The 17,350-nt window shown below is 72.1% G+C and carries 20 protein-coding genes; 14 read left to right on the top strand and 6 right to left on the bottom strand.

Annotated elements, in window-relative coordinates; genetic code table 11:
- Nucleotides 1-232: 232 nt before the first annotated feature.
- Both KM933_RS36965 and KM933_RS36960 read left to right on the top strand, forming a co-directional pair.
- A complete protein-coding gene (locus KM933_RS36965) occupies nt 233-1,693 on the top strand; it encodes an aldehyde dehydrogenase family protein (RefSeq protein WP_221361356.1) in 1,461 nt (486 codons plus the stop codon).
- Nucleotides 1,694-1,828: 135 nt separating this feature from the next.
- Nucleotides 1,829-2,278 carry a nitroreductase family deazaflavin-dependent oxidoreductase gene (locus tag KM933_RS36960; protein WP_221361354.1) on the top strand — a complete coding sequence of 150 codons (450 nt, stop codon included), beginning with the start codon at nt 1,829-1,831 and terminating at the stop codon, nt 2,276-2,278.
- A gap of 169 nt (nt 2,279-2,447) precedes the next feature.
- Here the strand turns inward: KM933_RS36960 and KM933_RS36955 are convergent, their stop codons facing one another.
- A complete protein-coding gene (locus tag KM933_RS36955; protein ID WP_260334738.1) occupies nt 2,448-3,437 on the bottom strand; it encodes a cation diffusion facilitator family transporter in 990 nt (329 codons plus the stop codon).
- A 134-nt stretch (nt 3,438-3,571) separates the two neighbouring features.
- Between KM933_RS36955 and KM933_RS36950 the strand changes: the two genes are divergently transcribed.
- The 3 genes from KM933_RS36950 to KM933_RS36940 all read left to right on the top strand — a co-directional run bounded on the left by KM933_RS36950 (nt 3,572) and on the right by KM933_RS36940 (nt 5,612).
- Complete coding sequence (locus tag KM933_RS36950; RefSeq protein WP_221361335.1) at nt 3,572-4,600, top strand: glutathione S-transferase family protein; 1,029 nt, start codon at nt 3,572-3,574, stop codon at nt 4,598-4,600.
- A gap of 188 nt (nt 4,601-4,788) precedes the next feature.
- Nucleotides 4,789-5,082: a DUF4235 domain-containing protein gene (locus KM933_RS36945; protein ID WP_221361325.1), complete on the top strand. Its 294-nt coding sequence runs from the start codon at nt 4,789-4,791 to the stop codon at nt 5,080-5,082.
- 62 nt (nt 5,083-5,144) lie between these two features.
- The gene (locus tag KM933_RS36940) at nt 5,145-5,612 is read left to right on the top strand and encodes a peroxiredoxin (RefSeq protein WP_221361323.1); all 468 of its coding nucleotides are present in this window, start codon (nt 5,145-5,147) and stop codon (nt 5,610-5,612) included.
- A 22-nt stretch (nt 5,613-5,634) separates the two neighbouring features.
- On the opposite strand, the gene KM933_RS36935 is transcribed toward KM933_RS36940, so the two are convergent.
- The gene (locus KM933_RS36935; RefSeq protein ID WP_173894545.1) at nt 5,635-6,027 is read right to left on the bottom strand and encodes a VOC family protein; all 393 of its coding nucleotides are present in this window, start codon (nt 6,025-6,027) and stop codon (nt 5,635-5,637) included.
- Nucleotides 6,028-6,228: 201 nt separating this feature from the next.
- Between KM933_RS36935 and KM933_RS36930 the strand changes: the two genes are divergently transcribed.
- A complete protein-coding gene (locus KM933_RS36930) occupies nt 6,229-6,591 on the top strand; it encodes a DUF1304 domain-containing protein (protein ID WP_221361321.1) in 363 nt (120 codons plus the stop codon).
- Nucleotides 6,588-7,169, top strand: a complete 582-nt coding sequence (locus tag KM933_RS36925) for a TetR/AcrR family transcriptional regulator (RefSeq protein WP_221361318.1) — start codon at nt 6,588-6,590, stop codon at nt 7,167-7,169. Before KM933_RS36930 ends, KM933_RS36925 begins: the two co-directional genes overlap by 4 nt.
- A gap of 69 nt (nt 7,170-7,238) precedes the next feature.
- On the opposite strand, the gene KM933_RS36920 is transcribed toward KM933_RS36925, so the two are convergent.
- A complete protein-coding gene (locus KM933_RS36920; RefSeq protein ID WP_221361316.1) occupies nt 7,239-8,288 on the bottom strand; it encodes a GlxA family transcriptional regulator in 1,050 nt (349 codons plus the stop codon).
- Between the two features lie 70 nt (nt 8,289-8,358).
- On the opposite strand from KM933_RS36920, the gene KM933_RS36915 reads away from it, so the two are divergent.
- Complete coding sequence (locus KM933_RS36915; RefSeq protein ID WP_221361313.1) at nt 8,359-9,309, top strand: NADP-dependent oxidoreductase; 951 nt, start codon at nt 8,359-8,361, stop codon at nt 9,307-9,309.
- Between the two features lie 331 nt (nt 9,310-9,640).
- Entirely contained in the window at nt 9,641-10,021 is a 381-nt protein-coding gene (locus KM933_RS36910) for an anti-sigma factor antagonist (RefSeq protein WP_430727421.1), read from the top strand.
- A gap of 97 nt (nt 10,022-10,118) precedes the next feature.
- On the opposite strand, the gene KM933_RS36905 is transcribed toward KM933_RS36910, so the two are convergent.
- Both KM933_RS36905 and KM933_RS36900 read right to left on the bottom strand, forming a co-directional pair.
- The gene (locus tag KM933_RS36905) at nt 10,119-10,397 is read right to left on the bottom strand and encodes a DUF5133 domain-containing protein (protein WP_221361310.1); all 279 of its coding nucleotides are present in this window, start codon (nt 10,395-10,397) and stop codon (nt 10,119-10,121) included.
- 107 nt (nt 10,398-10,504) lie between these two features.
- On the bottom strand, nt 10,505-11,233 hold the full coding sequence (locus tag KM933_RS36900; protein WP_221361308.1) for a GAF and ANTAR domain-containing protein: 729 nt from the start codon (nt 11,231-11,233) through the stop codon (nt 10,505-10,507).
- A gap of 286 nt (nt 11,234-11,519) precedes the next feature.
- Between KM933_RS36900 and KM933_RS36895 the strand changes: the two genes are divergently transcribed.
- From KM933_RS36895 to KM933_RS36880, 4 genes are all read left to right on the top strand, one after another.
- Nucleotides 11,520-11,936, top strand: a complete 417-nt coding sequence (locus KM933_RS36895; protein ID WP_221361297.1) for a CBS domain-containing protein — start codon at nt 11,520-11,522, stop codon at nt 11,934-11,936.
- Nucleotides 11,937-12,134: 198 nt separating this feature from the next.
- The gene (locus KM933_RS36890; RefSeq protein ID WP_221361295.1) at nt 12,135-12,794 is read left to right on the top strand and encodes a DUF4230 domain-containing protein; all 660 of its coding nucleotides are present in this window, start codon (nt 12,135-12,137) and stop codon (nt 12,792-12,794) included.
- 208 nt (nt 12,795-13,002) lie between these two features.
- Nucleotides 13,003-13,638 (top strand): VanZ family protein, encoded by a 636-nt coding sequence (locus KM933_RS36885; RefSeq protein ID WP_221361292.1) that lies wholly within the window; start codon nt 13,003-13,005, stop codon nt 13,636-13,638.
- A gap of 259 nt (nt 13,639-13,897) precedes the next feature.
- Nucleotides 13,898-15,169: an RICIN domain-containing protein gene (locus KM933_RS36880; RefSeq protein WP_221361290.1), complete on the top strand. Its 1,272-nt coding sequence runs from the start codon at nt 13,898-13,900 to the stop codon at nt 15,167-15,169.
- Between the two features lie 99 nt (nt 15,170-15,268).
- Here KM933_RS36880 and KM933_RS36875 read toward each other — a convergent pair whose 3' ends face one another.
- On the bottom strand, nt 15,269-15,799 hold the full coding sequence (locus tag KM933_RS36875; protein WP_260334737.1) for a hypothetical protein: 531 nt from the start codon (nt 15,797-15,799) through the stop codon (nt 15,269-15,271).
- Nucleotides 15,800-16,161: 362 nt separating this feature from the next.
- Here KM933_RS36875 and KM933_RS36870 point away from each other — a divergent pair, with 362 nt between their 5' ends.
- Nucleotides 16,162-17,235, top strand: coding sequence for a pectate lyase family protein (locus KM933_RS36870; protein WP_221361288.1), 1,074 nt, complete (start codon nt 16,162-16,164; stop codon nt 17,233-17,235).
- Nucleotides 17,236-17,350: the final 115 nt, after the last annotated feature.

Genomic DNA, 17,350 nt, shown 5'->3' with positions numbered 1-17,350 from the left:
GCGGAGGGTGCCATGGTCACGGCCGCCGCCGGGCGGGGCGCGGAACCCGCGGCCCGGGCCGCCCGGGCGGCCGTCGCACCGACGGGCCCGCACGGCGCCTCCGCCGCCATTGACTGATGCGGCGCCGGGTTGCAGACTCCGACCGGAGATTGAATGGAAAATTTTTCACCAGGCGAACGTGCGTGGTTTCCCGGCGGGAGCGCGGCGCGTCGCACGACGGGAAGAGCCGCGCATGACCCTCCATCGTGATCTGCTGATCGGCGGCAAGGACCTGCCCGCGGCCTCCGGCCGCACCACCGAGGACGTGAGCCCCTACGGCTCGCGGGTGTACGCCACGGTCGCCGCAGGCGGCGCCGAGGACGTCACCCGGGCCGTGGACGCCGCCGACGCCGCGTTCGAGGGCTGGGCCGCGCTCGGTCCGGCCCGGCGGCGCAAGATCTTCCTCACGGCGGCGGACCTCCTGGAGTCCCGCACCGAGGACGCCGTACGGATCATGGCGGGCGAGGTCGGGGGCACCCGGCCCTGGGCCGTGTTCAACGTCGGTCTCGCGGCGGACATCCTGCGCGAGGCGGCCGCCGCGGTGACCGCTCCCCGCGGGGAGGTGCTGAGCGCGCACGAGGAGGGCGCCCTGGGACTCGCGGTGCGCGAACCCGTCGGGGTCGTGGCCGCCTTCTCGCCGTGGAACGCCCCGGTGATCCTGGGTGTCCGGGCCGTCGCCGCGCCGCTCGCCGCGGGCAACACCGTGGTACTGAAGCCGAGCGAGGACGCGCCGATCGCGTGCGGTCTGTTCGTCGCGGACGTCCTGCGCGAGGCGGGTCTGCCCGACGGCGTCCTGAACGTGGTCACGAACGCCCCCGGGGACGCGGCCGACGTCGCCGAGGCCCTGATCGCCGACGAGCGCGTACGGGCCGTCAACTTCACCGGCTCCACCGGCGTCGGCCGGATCATCGGCGTGCACGCGGCCAGGCACCTGAAGCCCGCGGTCCTCGAACTCGGCGGCAAGAACTCGGTGATCGTCCTGGACGACGCCGACGTCGACTACGCGGTCGACGCCGCCGTCTTCTCCGTCTTCATGAACTCCGGCCAGATCTGCATGTCCGCCGACCGGATCCTCGTGCACGAGAGCCTGGCCGAGGAGTTCACCGCCGCGTTCACCGCGAGGACCGCGTCGCTCGCGTCCGGCGACCCGGCCGATCCGCACACCGTCGTCGGCCCGCTCGTCACCCCGGACGCCGCCCGCCGGGTCGCGGCGCTCGTGGCGGACGCCGTCGCCAAGGGCGCGACCGTGCTGACCGGCGGGACCGCCCCCGAGGGGGCCGTGCATCCGGCGACCGTCCTGACCGGCCTGCCGGAGGAGGCCGACCTGTACCGGGGCGAGGCATTCGGCCCGCTCGCCGTGATCAGCACGTTCGCCACGGACGACGAGGCGGTCTCCCTCGCCAACGCCACGGAGCACGGCCTGACCTGCGGGATCATCACCGAGAACGGCACCCATGGTCTCAAGGTGGCCCGCCGCATCCGTACCGGCATCGTGCACATCAACGACCAGTCCGTCGCCGACGAGCCGAACGCCCCCTTCGGCGGGTTCAAGGGCAGCGGGTACGGGCGCTTCGGCGGGCGCTGGGGCGTGGAGGCGTTCAGCAACACCCGCTGGGTGACGCTGGCCACGCAGCAGGCGCACTTCCCCTTCTAGTCCGGCTCCGGTCCGGTTCCGGTCCGGCCGGGGTCCCGGTCGGCGCGGGATGAAACGGCCGGGGCGGACGTGTTGCATCCTGAGCCGGCACGAGCCGTACGTGACGACGCGACGACGACCGATGGGACGGATGCCATGCCTCTCGAAGGTGAGTACGAACCCAGCCCCACCCAGTGGGTGCGCGATCAGGTGGAGCTGTACGAACGCTCCGGCGGTACCGAGGGAACCACGTTGCGGGACACGGGGCTCCCCGTGGTCGTGCTGACCACCCGGGGAGCGAAGAGCGGCAGGATCCGCAAGACGCCGCTGATGCGGGTCGAGCACGACGGCCGGTACGCCGCGGTCGCGTCGCTGGGCGGCGCGCCCAAACACCCCGTCTGGTACCACAACGTCGTCAGCGATCCGCATGTGGAACTGCAGGACGGCCCGACGCGACAGGACATGGTCGCGCGCGAGGTGACCGGCGAGGAGAAGGCCCGGTGGTGGGAGCGGGCGGTCGCCGCCTATCCGGCGTACGCCGACTACCAGGAGAAGACCGACCGGGAGATCCCGCTCTTCGTCCTGGAGCCCGCCACCGGCGGGTGACGGCCGCGGGGCCGTGAACCGGTCCGCGCCCCGGCCCGTACCGGACGCGGGTCCGGCACGGGCCGGGGAGCCGCCCATCCGGCCGCCGGAACCGGCCGGGTGGGCGGGATTGGCGAGAACTCGCCCGCCGGGGGGTGCATGGTCCGGGGCGCGGGTGGGCACCCGATTCTCAGGTCCCGCCGCGCTCCCCCGTCGTGGCGGGGCCGCTTTCGTGTCCGGCCGCGCGGCGGGCGGCGCGGGCGTCCGTCACGTCGAGGAAGATCTGGTCGGCCTCCGGGACCAGCCGGGAGACGGACCTCTTGATGCGTACGGCGACGAGCTCGACCTCCTCGCTGTCCAGGCCGGGCGTCAGGTCGACGCGGGCGGCCACCAGGGTCGAGTCGGGACCGAGCTGCATGGTCAGCAGGGACTCCACGGAGTCGATCTCGGGCTGGGCCTCCAGCAGGGCGCGGATGCGGCGGCTCGACTCCTCGTCGGTGGCCTGCCCGATCAGCTGGTCGCGCGCGTCGCGGCCCAGCCGGTACGCCACGTAGACGAGCAGCGCCCCGATCGCCAGCGAGGCAGATGCCTCCCAGACGATCTGTCCGGTCGCCATGTGGAGGGCCATCCCGGCCATCGCGAAGAGCACGCCCAGGACGGCGGTGCCGTCCTCCGCTATGACGGTGCGCAGCGCCGGGTCGCGGATCTCCGCGGAGAAGCCGCCCTGCCCGCGCACCTGGTGGAGCGCGCGCAGCAGGGACCCGCCCTCCGCGAGCAGTGCGACGAACAGGACCACGAGCCCCGCCACGTATCCGCCGTGCGACTCCGAACCCTCACTGCCCAGTGCCTCGTAACCCTGGTAGAAGGAGAAGCAGCCGCCCATCAGGAAGATGCCCACGGCGGCCAGCAGGGACCAGAAGAAGCGTTCCTTTCCGTAGCCGAAGGGGTGGCGGCTGTCGGCGGGACGCCGGCTGCGGCGCAGGGCGGCCAGCAGGAAGACCTCGTTGAGGCTGTCCGCCACCGAGTGCGCCGCCTCGGAGAGCAGAGCGGGTGATCCGGCGAGCAGACCTCCCACGGCCTTGGCCACGGCGATGACGAGGTTGGCGGCCAGCGCCACCAGCACGGTGACCCGGGTCCGGCGGTCCGACCGGGAGGAGGACTCTTGATTCACCTCCGCCAAATGCCCCACTCCCCCTGCCTCACACGAGGCACCGGCGGATTCGGGGGAGCCCTCACCGGGGCGCGCCGGGGTACGACAAGGCACGACGGGCACGACGGGGCACGACGGGGCACACCCGCGGAAGGAGACACCCGATGAGCGACAGCGCGACCGGCACCGGGGGCAACAGCGCGTACGGCAAGAAGTCCTTCAAGAGGTCGAGGAGCCACTTCTCGGACCGGGTGACGGCCGACGGCCGCGACGGCTGGCCGGTCGAGGCCGGGCGCTACCGACTGGTCGTCAGCCGGGCCTGCCCCTGGGCGAGTCGCGCGGTCGTCTCGCGGCGGCTGCTGGGGCTCGAACACGCCCTGCCGATGGCGGTGACCGACCCGATCCAGGACGACCGCAGCTGGCGGTTCACGCTCGACCCGGACGGCCGCGATCCCGTGCTGGGCATCCGGTACCTCGCCGAGGCGTACGAGGCCCGGGAGCCGGGGCATCCGGGCGGGGTCAGCGTGCCCGCGGTGGTGGACGTGCCCAGCGGGCGCCTGGTGACCAACGACTACCAGCAGCTCACCACGGACCTCGCCACCGAGTGGCGGGAGCTGCACCGGGAGGGGGCGCCCGACCTCTACCCGGAGGCGCTGCGCGACGAGATCGACGAGGTCGCGGCGGAGGTGTACGAGGACGTCAACAACGGTGTGTACCGGGCCGGGTTCGCGACCGGCCAGGAGGAGTACGCGGCGGCCCACGAGGGCGTGTTCCGCAGGCTGGAGCTGCTGTCGCGGCGGCTCGCGGACCGGCGGTACCTCGTCGGGGACACGATCACGGAGGCGGACATCCGGCTGTTCACGACGCTGGTGCGCTTCGACGCCGTCTACCACGGCCACTTCAAGTGCAACCGGCGGAAACTGACGGAGGACCCGGTCCTGTGGGCGTACGCCCGTGACCTCTACCAGACACCCGGGTTCGGGGACACCGTCGACTTCGACCACATCAAGCGGCACTACTACCAGGTCCACGAGGGCATCAACCCGACCCGCATCGTGCCGCTCGGCCCCGACCTCTCCGGCTGGCTGACGCCGCACGGCCGCGAGGACCTGGGCGGACGGCCGTTCGGGGACGGGAGCCCGCCGGGACCCGTCCCCGTAGGGGAGGAGGTGCCCGCGGCGGGCCGGCCCTGAGGGGCGCGGCCCCGTACGAGCCGGTGGGCGTCCCGGCGCACGACGGGCCGCGTATTCGCCGCTGAACTGGACACTCGTGTGATGTCCCGGGGAAACACGGGCCGGGAACACCGGCACGACCGGGAACCCGGGAACCCGGGAACCCGGGAACACCGACAGGCCAAGAACACGAGCCGAAGGAGAGCCAGGTGCAGAAGAAGAAGCTGCCCGTCGTCTACAAGCCCATCGGGTTCCTGCTCGGCTGGACGAGCGGAACCCTCGCCGGGATGGCGTTCCAGAAGACCTGGAAGGTCATCCGCCACGAGGACGACGCGCCCGACGCGCTCGACAAGGACCGCAGCTGGGGCGAGGTGCTGCTCGCCGCCGCCGTGCAGGGCGCCATCTTCGCGGTGGTGCGCAGCGCGGTGGACCGTACGGGCGCGGCGGCCATCGAGCGGTCCACCGGGGTGTGGCCCGGCGACGACAAGGGGGGCCGCGACTGACGCTCCGTACCGTCCGGTACGGTTGCCTTCTTCCAAGTGGCCGCCAGCGAGGGGAGCCAGTCGTGACGAGCCGGCCGGCGGTGGGCGACACCGTCGAGGACTTCACCCTCCCCGACGAGACGGGCACGCCCCGGCAGCTATCGGAGCTGCTGGGCGAAGGCCCTGTCGTCCTGTTCTTCTATCCGGCGGCGCTCACCGCCGGCTGCACCGCCGAGGCGTGCCACTTCCGCGACCTGGCCGCCGAGTTCGCGGCCGCCGGGGCGCGGCCGGTGGGGATCAGCGGCGACACGGTCGAGCGCCAGCGGGAGTTCACGCGCACGCACACCCTCGGGTTCCCGCTGCTGTCCGACCCGGACGGCACGGTCCGTGAGCGGTTCGGGGTCAGGCGCGGTTTCTCGCTGGCGCCCACCAAGCGGGTCACCTTCGTCATCGGCGAGGACCGCGGGGTGATCGAGGTGGTGCGCAGCGAGATCCGGATGAGTGCGCACGCGGACCGCGCCCTGGCGGCCCTGCGCGCGCACCGCGGCTGAGAGGCCGTCGGACGGCCGTGCCTCAGCCCTGTTTGGGCGCGGTGACCCGGGTGCAGCGCACGGTGAACGAGTGGCCGGACGGGTCGGAGTAGCCCCGCTCCTCGTACGGGCCGCCCGCGTCCTTGGTCTCCAGCGGCCGCCCGCCGAGTGCGACGATCTTGCGCTCCGCCTCGTCCAGGTCCTCGACGTAGAAGTCCAGGTGGGCCTGGAGGGAGTTCTCGGGGCGGGGCCAGCTGGGCGGGGTGGCGTTCACGTCCCGCCGGAACGCCATCCGCATCCCGTCGGCCCCCTTGATCTCCACCCGGTTCGCCGTCGCGTCCGTCTCCTCGCCCTCCAGGAACTCCGCGTAGAACGCGGCGAGTTTCTCGGGTTCGGAACAGTCCAGGACCACGAACCCTGCCTTTACCAGTGCCATATCTCCTCCGAAGACCGTTCGGGCGCGAACGGCGGTCCGCCCACTGCTCCGGTCTCCTTGTACCCCGTCGGGCGGCATCGGCACGTGGGATCGGCCGGCACTCGTCGTTCCGCCCGGATGTCCGGGCGGGACGTTTACTGGACGGGTGTCCATGTATAGTGGACACTCGTCCAGAAAGTGCCTACGAAGGAGCCCGTTCCGATGCAGACGTTCGCCCAGGTGCTGGTCGGTCTCGTGGCCGTCCTGCACGGATACATCCTGGTGCTGGAGATGTTCCTGTGGGAGCGCAGGCCCGGGCGCGGACTGCACGGGTTCGATGCCGGGATGGCGCGGGCCACCGCCCCGCTCGCCGCCAACCAGGGGCTCTACAACGGCTTCCTCGCGGCCGGCCTCGTCTGGGGCCTGGTCGCCGACGACCCGACGGGCTTCCGCGCCCAGGTCTTCTTCCTGGTGTGCGTGGTCGTCGCGGGCTTGTACGGCGCGGTCACCGCCAACCGCCGCATCCTGTTCGCGCAGGCCCTGCCCGGCGCGCTGGCCCTGGCCGCCGTGCTCGCCGCCCGGTGACCTCCGCCTCCCGGGCCGCCGACCCCCGGGCCGAACGCACCCGGGCCAAGCTGCGCCGGGCCCTCCTCGACGAGTGCGCGCGGCGGCCGCTCGCGGAGGTCGGCGTCACGGCACTGGTCCGTACGGCCGGGGTCGGCCGCGCCACGTTCTACCTGCACTACGCCGACCTGGAGGCGCTGGCCGTCGACGCCTGCGCCGATGTCGTACGCGACGCCGTGGACGCCCTGCACGCCTGGCGGGGCAGGCCCGATCCGAGGACGGCACCGGCCGCCCTGCTCGCGTTCTTCACGGGGCTGCCTCCGCACGCCCCGCTCTACCGGGCCCTGTTGAGCCCGGGCGGCGGCGGTCCGCTCGGCCGCGTCCTCCACCGGGACCTGCGCGCCCGCAGTCTCGCCGAACGCGAACTCGCCGGCGCGCCCGAGGCCCCGCTGGTCGCCTCCGCCGTCGCCGGGGCCTTCGCGGGCGTCCTCGCCGACTGGCTGCACGGACTCGTCGCGGGCACCCCGGAGGAGATCGCCCACAAGGTGTGGCGCCTGCTCGTGGCCCTGCACGCGGCCCCCTGGGGCGACACGCGGTAGGGACGGCCACACGTCCTCCCGCCGGACGGGGGTGGACGGCGGGGACGGGCCGCCGCGGTGTGCCCCCGGTCAGGACCGGCGGGCCGTGCGGAACGTACGCCGGTACGCCTGCGGCGACACCCCGACCGCCGCGTGCAGGTGCTGGCGCAGCGAGGTGCCCGTGGCGAAGCCGACCTCGCCGGCGATCCGGTCGACCGGCAGGTCGCTGGACTCCAGCAACTGCCGCGCCCGGACGACCCGTTGCTGGATGAGCCAGCGGCCGGGACTCATACCGACCTCGTCGTTGAAGCGGCGCGCGAAGGTGCGCAGGCTCATCCGGGCGTGACCGGCCAGCTCGGCCAGCGTCAGCGGTTCGCCGAGCCGCTCCAGTGCCCAGTACCGGGTGGCCGCCGTGCTCGTCGCCGTCGGTTCGGGCACGGGCTGCTCGATGTACTGGGCCTGGCCGCCGTCCCGCCAGGGCGGCACCACGCAGGACCGTGCCACCCGGTTGGCCAGTTCGCTGCCGTGGTCCCTGCGCACGAGGTGCAGGCAGACGTCCACGCCGGACGCGGCCCCGGCCGAGGTCAGGAGGGAGCCCTCGTCGACGAACAGCACATCGGCGTCGAGGTCCACGTCCGGGAACATCTTCCGGAACAGACCTGCCAGTTGCCAGTGCGTCGTCGCCCGGCGGCCGGCCAGCATCCCGGCCGCCGCCAGCACGAAGGCGCCCGTGCAGATGGAGACGATCCGGGCGTCCGGCCCGATGGCGGCGAGCGCGTCGGCCACCGCGCCGGGGAGCTCGGTGCCGATGTCCGACAGGGCGAAGGGCGGGATGACCACGGTGTCGGCCGTGCGCAGCACCTCGGGGCCGTGCTCGACGGCGATCGAGAAGTCCGCGTTGGTGCGGACCGGCCGCCCGTCGACCGTGCAGGTCAGCACCTCGTACCGGCCCTCCGCCGAACCGAGGACCCGGTCGGGGATGCCCAGTTCGAAGGGGTAGACCCCGTCGAGGGCGAGGACCACGACCCGCTCCACGCGTCCGTCGTACGCCCGGGGCCCGGAAGGGCCGGGGATCACGGAGGGGGCGAGGGCGGCATCGGGCCCGGCGAGGGCCGCGGTCACTCCGCAGTACGTCGACATGGCACGATCATATCGGACAATGGCAATCCTGCCATTTCCCCGGCCGCCGATGCCGGGCAGGCTGGGACGCATGAGCACTGGGAACACGATGCGCGCGATCAGTCAGGACGTCCTCGGCGGTCCCGAGGTCCTCAAGGAGGTGGAGCTGGAGATTCCGAAGCCCGCACCGAGCAATGTGCTGGTCCGGGTGCACGCGGCGGGCCTGAACCCGACCGACTGGAAGCACCGGGCGGGCGGCCTGTTCCTCGGGGAGCCGCCGTTCGTCCTCGGCTGGGACGTCTCCGGCGTCGTCGAGGCCGTCGGTCTCGGCGTCAGCATCCACCAGCCGGGCGACGAGGTCTTCGGCATGCTGCCCTACCCGTACGGCGTAGGGGCGCACGCCGAATTCGTCACCGCGCCCGCGCGGGCCTTCGTCCGCAAGCCGGCCGGGATCGACCACACGCAGGCGGGAGCCCTCCCGCTCGCCGCGCTGACCGCCTGGCAAGCACTGGTCGACGTCGCAGACGTCCGGCCGGGACAGCGGGTGCTGATCCACGCCGCGGCCGGCGGGGTGGGGCACCTGGCCGTCCAGATCGCCAAGGAACGGGGGGCGTACGTGATCGGCACGGCCAGTTCGGGAAAGCACGAGTTCCTGCGCGGGCTCGGCGCCGACGAGCTGGTGGACTACCGGGAGACCGACTTCGCCGAGGCCGTGCGGGACGTCGACGTCGTCCTGGACACGGTCGGGGGCGACTACCGCTCACGTTCGCTGCGGACGCTGCGCGCGGGCGGGCTGCTGGTGTCGATCCTGGTGTCCGGGTCGCCGGAGCTCGCCGAGGAGGCGGAGGGGCTCGGCGTACGGGCGGCGGAGATGCTCGTGGAGGCCGACCAGGCCGGGATGAAGGCCATCGCCGAACTCGCCGCGGCCGGAAAGCTGCGGGCCACGGTGGCCGAGGTGTTCCCGCTGGCCGAGGCGGCGAAGGCGCACGCGGCGGGGGACACCGGGAGGACCGTGGGCAAGCTGGTGCTCCAGGTGCGGTAGGTCCGGGTGCGGCAGGGCCGTCCGTGCGGTGCCCCGTGACATCACCGGTGATGTCACGGGGCACCGCCGGTTCCGGTACGGGTTCCCGGGGGCCGGGCGTGCGGTTTCCGCACGTCCGAGGGTGCGCCCCCGGTTCTGGTGTGCGGCGCGTGTGCGATGTGTCTCTTAAATGAAAGACATATGTCAATCGAACATGCTGAAATTCACCTGAACGAGGGTAGCTTGCAGGGTGAGGGACGGTGGAGCGGTCTCACGCTGCGCCATGTCGGCCCTATGCTCGCGGCACGACGTCACCCTGGTCCCCGGTGACCCTGATGGAGGTGATGTCGTCGTGCGTGACAGCTCCGGGCCGTACTCCCCGCACCTGCGTGTCCACCAGGACCGCGGGCACACCGTGCTGGAGTTCCACGGCGAGATCGACATTCTCGCCGCCCTGGACATCATCCCGGTGCTGGACCGGGCCACGGGAAGTCCGGACGCGCGGGTCGTCCTGGACCTGCGGCACGTCGAGTTCTTCGACTGCTCCGGCCTGCGCCTGCTGTACCGCGCCCGGCGCCGGGCGCTCGAACACCACGGACAGGTGCGCCTGGTCTGCACCCATCCGCTGACCCTGCGCATCCTCCGGGTGACCGAACTCGCCCGGCTCATGCCGCCGCTGGCGAGCCTGGACGAGGCCGTCGCCCCCTCGGAGGCGGCCAAGGGACTCGTATGACGGCCTCCGCCTCCCGCCCCCGGTCCCCGCGCCGGGACCGCTCGGGGCCGGGACCGCTCAGGGTCGGAAGGTCGGGACCGCTCGGTGCCGGGACCGCTCAGGCCGCCGCGAGGGGCGGCCGGGTCGCCGTGCTCGACGGGCGCGAAGGCTCCGCGGAGCGCCTGGCCGCGGCCAGGATCTCGTCGGCGGCCGGGATCGCCTCGGTGACCGAGCCGGTCCCCGTGACCTCGCACAGCGTCCGGGTGACGTCCGCCAGCTCCCGCTCCCACGCCGGGTCCGACGCATGCGCGAGGGCGATGCGCGCACCGGCGTAGCGGGCGAGCAGGGTCCGCACGTGATGCGGATCCGATTCCGGCTCACGTTCCGGCTTGGACACGACCGACACGACCACAGGGCCCTCCAGACACTCCTCGGTGGGGTACGCGTGCCCGGGAAACGCATTCTCATGCCGAAATCTGTTCGATTCGGGGACACGAGTGTGTTTCAGGGGCGGGACCGCAGTTCGGGGACGGTGGGGGCGCGGCCGGTGAGGTCGGTGATCAGCTCGGTGCACAGGACGCGGAGTTTGACGTTGCGGCGCTGGGAGGCGGAACGCAGGATGCCGAAGGCTTCGTCGGCGGTGCACTTCCGTTGGCCCATGATGACGCCGAGGGCCTGGTCGATGACGGCGCGGGAGGTCATGGCCCGCTGGAGCTGGTCGGCGAAGTCCTGCGTGTCGGCCAGGCGTTGCGCCAGGGCGATGGCGCCGGTCGCCTGCGCGGCGAGTGAGCGCAGAGCGGTGAGATCGGCCCCCTCGAACGCGCGGGGCGGGCCGGCGTACAGGTTGAGGGCGCCGGCCGTGTGGGTGCGGGCCGCGATCGGCAGGGAGAGGGAGGACCGGATCCCGCAGGCCGCGGCATAGGCGGGATAGTCGCCCCAGCGGGTCTCTTCGAGCATGTCGTCGATGCGCAGCTCTTCCGGGGTGCGCAGGGACCGCAGACAGGGACCGTCGTCCTGGCCGTACTGCTTCTCGTCCAGTTTCGGCGCCGCGGCACCGACGCTGACCACGGTCAGCGGGCGGCCGTCCCGCTCCAGGGTGAGGCCGGTGCTCTCGGCGGCCGGAGCCAGTTCGAGCGCCGCGTCGGCCAGCGTCTGCAGGAAGTCCTCCAGTGATTCGGTCTCCAGCAGCCACCGGGTGATGCGGCTGCCGTCGTGTACGTCGTCGGCACTCATCCAGGGTTCCTTCGCGGTCCTTCGCGTTCCTTCGCACGGAGTTCGTGGCCCTCGGTGGCCTGTCTCCCCCTTCCACCGGTACCACTTCCACCAGTACCACGCCGTACTCCGCGGAACCCGCCGGCCCGGAGGAGGGAGCGGCACGACGGCACGGAACCGGCCGTTCGCCGACAACCCGCACGCGCCCCGTTACGCCCCGGGAAAACCGGGGACCCGGCCGCCGACGACACTCCCGACGGCCGGGCCGCCGCGCGGCGGCCCGGCCCGGCCCAGGAAGGAGCACGACATGACGACGGCACGAGAGATCATGAGCAGCGGTACCGAGTGCATCGGCGCCGAGGAGAGCGTCCTGGACGCCGCCAGGAAGCTGAAGGACCTCGGCGTCGGAGCCCTGCCGATCTGCGGGACGGACAACAGGCTCAAGGGCATGCTCACCGACCGGGACATCGTCGTGAAGGTCCTCGGCGCCGGCAAGGACCCCGCCACCTGCAAGGCCGGGGAGCTCGCCCAGGGCGAGGCCGTCACCATCGGTGCCGACGACGACGCCGACGAGATCGTCCGCACCATGACCAGCCACAAGGTGCGCCGGCTGCCCGTCATCGACGGACACGACCTGGTCGGCATGGTCGCCCTCGCCGACGCCGCCCGGGCCCTTCCCGACCCCAAGACCGCCGACCTCGTCGAGGCCCTCTCCACCGACTGACCGCCCGCCGTCCACGCTCCGGCCCCGGCCGCCCCCTCCGCGGCCGGGGCTCGCGCTCCTCCTCCCCTCCTCCGCCCGTACCACCCGGCCCCTCCCCCGTCCGCACCACCCGGCACACCGGTCTCGGCCCTCCGGGCAACACGGCTGTCTGCCGGAGGATTTGGCGGGCATGAGGAAGGAGGAAGGAGGACGGTCCACATGACGACGTCCCTGAATCGCATGCCCGGATGGGCGAAGATCGTGAGTTCCGTCGTGCTGGTTCTGGTGGTGGTCTTCGCCGGTCTGCGGTGGAGCGTACTGCCCGGGCTGGGCGACGTGTTCCGCGAGGAGACCCATGACCGGACGGGGCCCACGCTCCTCAAGTCCATCCAGGACATCAGCCGCTACGACGCCGCCTCGGGCAACTTCCAGGTGGTGGTGGATCTGGAGAAGGACACCAAGTACCTGCCGGACGCGGTCCGCGGCAAACGCACCCTGTACGTCGGGGCGGGAACCGTCGACGCCTACGTCGACCTCGGGAAGATCCGCGACAAGGACGTGAAGGTCGACAAGGACCGCACGACGGCCACGATCAGGCTCCCCCGCGCCGCCCTGGGCAAGCCCGCGCTCGACCCCGACCACTCGTACGCCGTCTCCAAGCAGCGCGGTCTCCTCGACCGGCTCGGCGACGTCTTCTCGGACAACCCGAACGACGAGCGGGCCGTCCAGCGGCTCGCCGCACGACACATCGGCGAAGCCGCGAAGGACAGTGAGCTGACCGCCCGCGCGGAGGAGAACACCACCAGCATGCTCAAGGGGCTGCTGGGTTCACTCGGCTTCAAGGAGGTGGACGTCACCTACGGGACGACAGCCCGATAGGAGGCGGGACCGCCCGGACCCCGAAACCGCGCCCGCGAGCCGCCCCGTGCGGCTCGCGGGCGCGGGCGTGCTCCCGTTCGCCGACGCGGCCGGACCTGCGCGGGGGCACCCGGACCCGTGTCTCCATGAGCGGATTTCCCGGCGGCATCTTCAGCCCCGCCGAGGGTAACCGGCTCTCACCGGACCGCAGTTCAACCTGGAGGGTTACATGGCCCGCGCAGCGCTACGTCCCCGTACCGCCTTTCGTCTCCGCACCGCGTCGGACTCGGGTACCCCGAAGCCGGACCCCCGGGCCCCGAAGCCGGACCCGCCCGCCACGAAGTCGCGCTTCCGCCGCGGGAAGGCCGACCGCGAGACCACGGAGCCACCCCGTGAGCGGCGGCGGCCGCCCCTCGTCGTACGCGTGCTGGTCATGCTCCTCGCCTTCGCCGCGATGGTGGCGTTCGCCGCCGCGCTGGCCCGGCTGACGCTCCAGCCGTCACCGGCCTCCGAGGCGCTGACGCACAACAACTTCCACCCCGGCCAGTCGCTGCGCGCGTATCTGGACCAGCCCGAGCTGCGGGACGCCTTCAAGCAGGTCGGCGGCAACATCCTCCTCGGCGTCCCCTTCGGCGTACTGCTGCCCCTCCTGATCCCCGGGACGCGCGGCATCCTGAAGGTGATCCTGCTGACCGCGACCGTGATGTTCCTGGTCGAGCTGGTGCAGGGGTCCCTGATCACCGGGCGCGCCTTCGACGTCGACGACGTCATCCTCAACACCACCGGCGCCCTGATCGGCTATCTGCTGCTGGGCCGGCGCATGAGCCGCGCCGTGCACCCACGGCGGCTCGACCGCAAGGCATGAGTCATGAAGCGTGAGTCACGAGGCATGAGGCATGAGGCTTTGAAGAGCTGAAGGCGCGGTGGCGGGCGGGCGGTGCGCGGTACCGAGGTGGGGCCGACCGGAGACGTGAGGACGTGAAGGCCGGCCCCGGGTGTGAACAGCTGGTCTGTACCAGGCTCTTGACGCGCCCTTAGTTCACTCCTTAAATCAAGAGCCGAAACGCCCCCCACACCTCAGTCGGCTCCTCCCCCACGGGGATCGCCGTACGGAAGGGAGTGTCGTGGACACACCACGCCTGCTCCGCAGATGTCTTGTCGCCGCCCTGTCCGCCGTACTCATCGGATCCGCCGCGGTCGGACCCGCGCAAGCGGATCCCGTGCGGACGGACCGCACGCAGGCGGCCGCCGCACCGGGTGCCGCCGCGGCGGTCACCTTCCAGGACACCTTCGACGGCCCCGCCGGTTCGGCCGTCAACTCCTCGAAGTGGCAGGTCGAGACCGGCGACAACGTCAACAACCACGAGCGCCAGTACTACACGGCAGGCAACAACAACGCGAAGCTCGACGGCCAGGGCCACCTGGTCATCGAGGCCCGCCGCGAGAACCCGAACAACTACCAGTGCTGGTACGGGCGGTGCGAGTACACCTCCGCCCGCCTCAACACCTCCGGCAGGTTCACCACGACCTACGGACGGGTCGAGGCCCGGCTGCAGGTGCCGCGCGGGCAGGGCATGTGGCCCGCGTTCTGGATGCTGGGCAACGACATCGGGCAGGTCGGCTGGCCCAACTCGGGCGAGATCGACATCATGGAGAACGTCGGCTTCGAGCCCGGCACCGTCCACGGCACGCTGCACGGCCCCGGGTACTCCGGCTCCGGCGGCATCGGCGCCGGTTACACGCTGCCCGGCGGTCAGGCATTCGCCGACGCCTTCCACACCTTCGCCGTCGACTGGTCGCCCGAAGCGGTCACCTGGTCCGTGGACGGTACGGTCTACCAGCGGCGCACGCCCGCCGACCTGGGCGGCAAGCAGTGGGTGTTCAACAAGCCGTTCTTCCTGATCCTCAACCTCGCGGTGGGCGGCTACTGGCCGGGCGACCCGGACGGTTCGACCCCCTTCCCCTCGCGGCTCGTCGTCGACGAGGTGAAGGTGACGACGGGCGAGAGCCCCGGCGGCGGTTCGGCCATCAGGGGTCTCGCGGGCAAGTGCGTCGACGTGGCGGGGGCGAATCCCGCCAACGGCACCCCCGTCCAGCTCTACGACTGCAACGGCAGCGCGGCCCAGCAGTGGAGCGTAGGCTCCGACGGCACCATCCGGGCGCTGGGCAAGTGCCTGGACGCCGCCGGCGGCGGGACGGCCGACGGGACTCCCGTCCAGCTGTGGGACTGCGCGGGCGTGCCCGCCCAGCGCTGGACGGTCACCGGGGCCCGCGACATCGTGAACCCGCAGGCGAACAAGTGCCTGGACGTGACGGGCAACAACTCGGCCAACGGCACCCGCCTGCAGCTGTGGACCTGCGCGGGCACGGCCAACCAGAAGTGGACGGTCGGCTGACCGGACAGGAGGACCGACCACCGCACAGAGACAGCCGGCCGGCGCGGAGGGCCGGGTGCGAAGGAGCCCGGCCGGGTGCCCCGGCCGGGCTCCCGGTCGTCATGCCTCCGGCGCGCAGTCGGTGTCCTGGAGCTGGATCGGCCGGGTGGCGTCCAGGCCGACGTACGCCGTGAAGGTCGCCGTACTGCCGCCGTCCCCGCCCCAGTGCGTGGTCACCGTCGCGTAGCCGACGCCCGCGGACTGGGCCGTGCGGACCTCGCCGATGTCGATGGACCGCGGCTCGTTCTGCGCGCACAGCAGGACGTCGAAGCCCTCGCTGCCGGCGACCTTCTCCTTCAGGTGCTCGGAGATGCCGTACTTGCGGGCGAAGTCCACGGGGCCGTGCTCGCCGTAGAAGTCCTCCAGGAAGGTGTGGATCTGCCCGGCCGTGTAGCGGCCGTTCGGACCGGCGGCCGGCGCGGCGGAAGCCTGCGTCGCCGAAGCCGAAGCCGAAGCCGGTGCCGGTGCCGGTGCCGTGGAAACCTGCGCCGCGGAAGCCGGTGCGGTGGCCGTCAGGCCGAGGCCGAGGACGGCCGCGCCGCCGAGGGCGAAGGCGACGCGTCCGGCCGGACGCGTGAAGGTGCGGAACATGCGAGAACCCCGTTTTCTCTGCTGTGCCCATGAACCGGGCCGGTCACAGGAGGAGACCCACCGCCCCCGCCGCCCGTTGTGCTCCTTTCCGGCGCTGTTCCCGTTTCATGACATTCGCCGCACCCCGGCAGGATCGACGTGCCCGCCCGGGTCCTGCTCCCCGCCCCACCAGGCATCTGTTTGCTCCTGCGGAAAACGTTCGATTTAGTGCGTATGCACACCTGTTGACGCGCTCAAGACAAGACCTCTACGTTCCGTGGAAAGCGCTTGCTACGAGATGAGCGGCGCCCCGCTCAGCGCATCCCCCCGGAAACACCGTTTTCGGCATGCCCGGAAACGGCACAGAAAGGGCTACCCCCTTCATGCGATTACTCAGACGCCGTGCGTCCAGGACCGGACTGATCGCCGCACTGGCCGCCTTCGTCCTCACCGCCCCACCGGCCGGTTCCTCCGCCGCCTCTCCGCCCTCGTCCCCCTCCCCCGCCGCCCCCGCCGCCTCCGCCGCTGTTTCCGCCGCGACCGCCGACGGCTTCGCCTCCGTCAGCGCACTGGGGCAGAACGGCACCACCGGTGGTGCGGGCGGCGCGGTCGTCACGGCCTCCGACGCCACGCAGTTCCTCGACTACATCTCCCGCCCCGAACCCCTGGTCGTACAGGTCAGCGGCACCATCACACTGCCCACCGGCTCCAGTGACGGCATGCACCCGGTCGCCTCGGACAAGACCGTCGTCGGCCTGGGCAGCACCGCCCGTCTGACCGGCGGCGGTCTGCACATCGGTCTGCCGGTGAACGACGGGATCACCTCACCGCCCGCCGGCGCGGTGCACAACGTCGTCATCCGCAACCTGTCGTTCGACGGGGCAACGGACGACCTGATCAACGTCCAGATGTTCTCGCACCACATCTGGATCGACCACAACGACTTCTCCGACGGCGACGACGGCGCCGTGGACATCAAGCGCGGCTCGGACTTCGTCACCGTGTCCTGGAACCGCTTCCACGACCACGACAAGACACTGCTGCTCGGACACGACGACGACAACGCCGCCCAGGACCGCGGACGGCTGCGCGTCACCTACCACCACAACTACTTCGACGCCTCCGACCAGCGCAATCCGCGGGTCCGGTTCGCCGAGCCGGTACACGTCTACAACAACTACTACCGCGACAACAGCTACGGGGTCGCCTCCGCCATGGACGCCGGGGTGGTGCTGGAGGGCAACTACTTCCACAGCGTCAACAACCCGGCGCGCGTGGACTTCAGCGGTGAACTCGGCCGCCTGGTCGCCCGCGACAACATCCTCGTCGAGTGCAACCACCCCATCGAGACGCGGGGCTCGGTCGTCGAGCCGCGCACGTACTACGCCTACACCGCGCACCGGGCGGCCGAGGTCCCGGCGGTCGTGCCGGCCGGGGCCGGCACCGGGAAGATCTGAGGAACGGAGCCGAGATGAGGAACCCCCCTTCCCTCAGCCGCCGCGGCCTGCTCGCGGGAGCCACCGCCGCCGCGGCCGCCGCCGCCCTGCCGACCGCCGGCGGCGACGGCCCGGC

The organism is Streptomyces beigongshangae, from assembly GCF_019710745.1.
GTDB classification, from domain to species: domain Bacteria; phylum Actinomycetota; class Actinomycetes; order Streptomycetales; family Streptomycetaceae; genus Streptomyces; species Streptomyces beigongshangae.
This window is presented reverse-complemented; position numbering and strand designations above follow the sequence as displayed.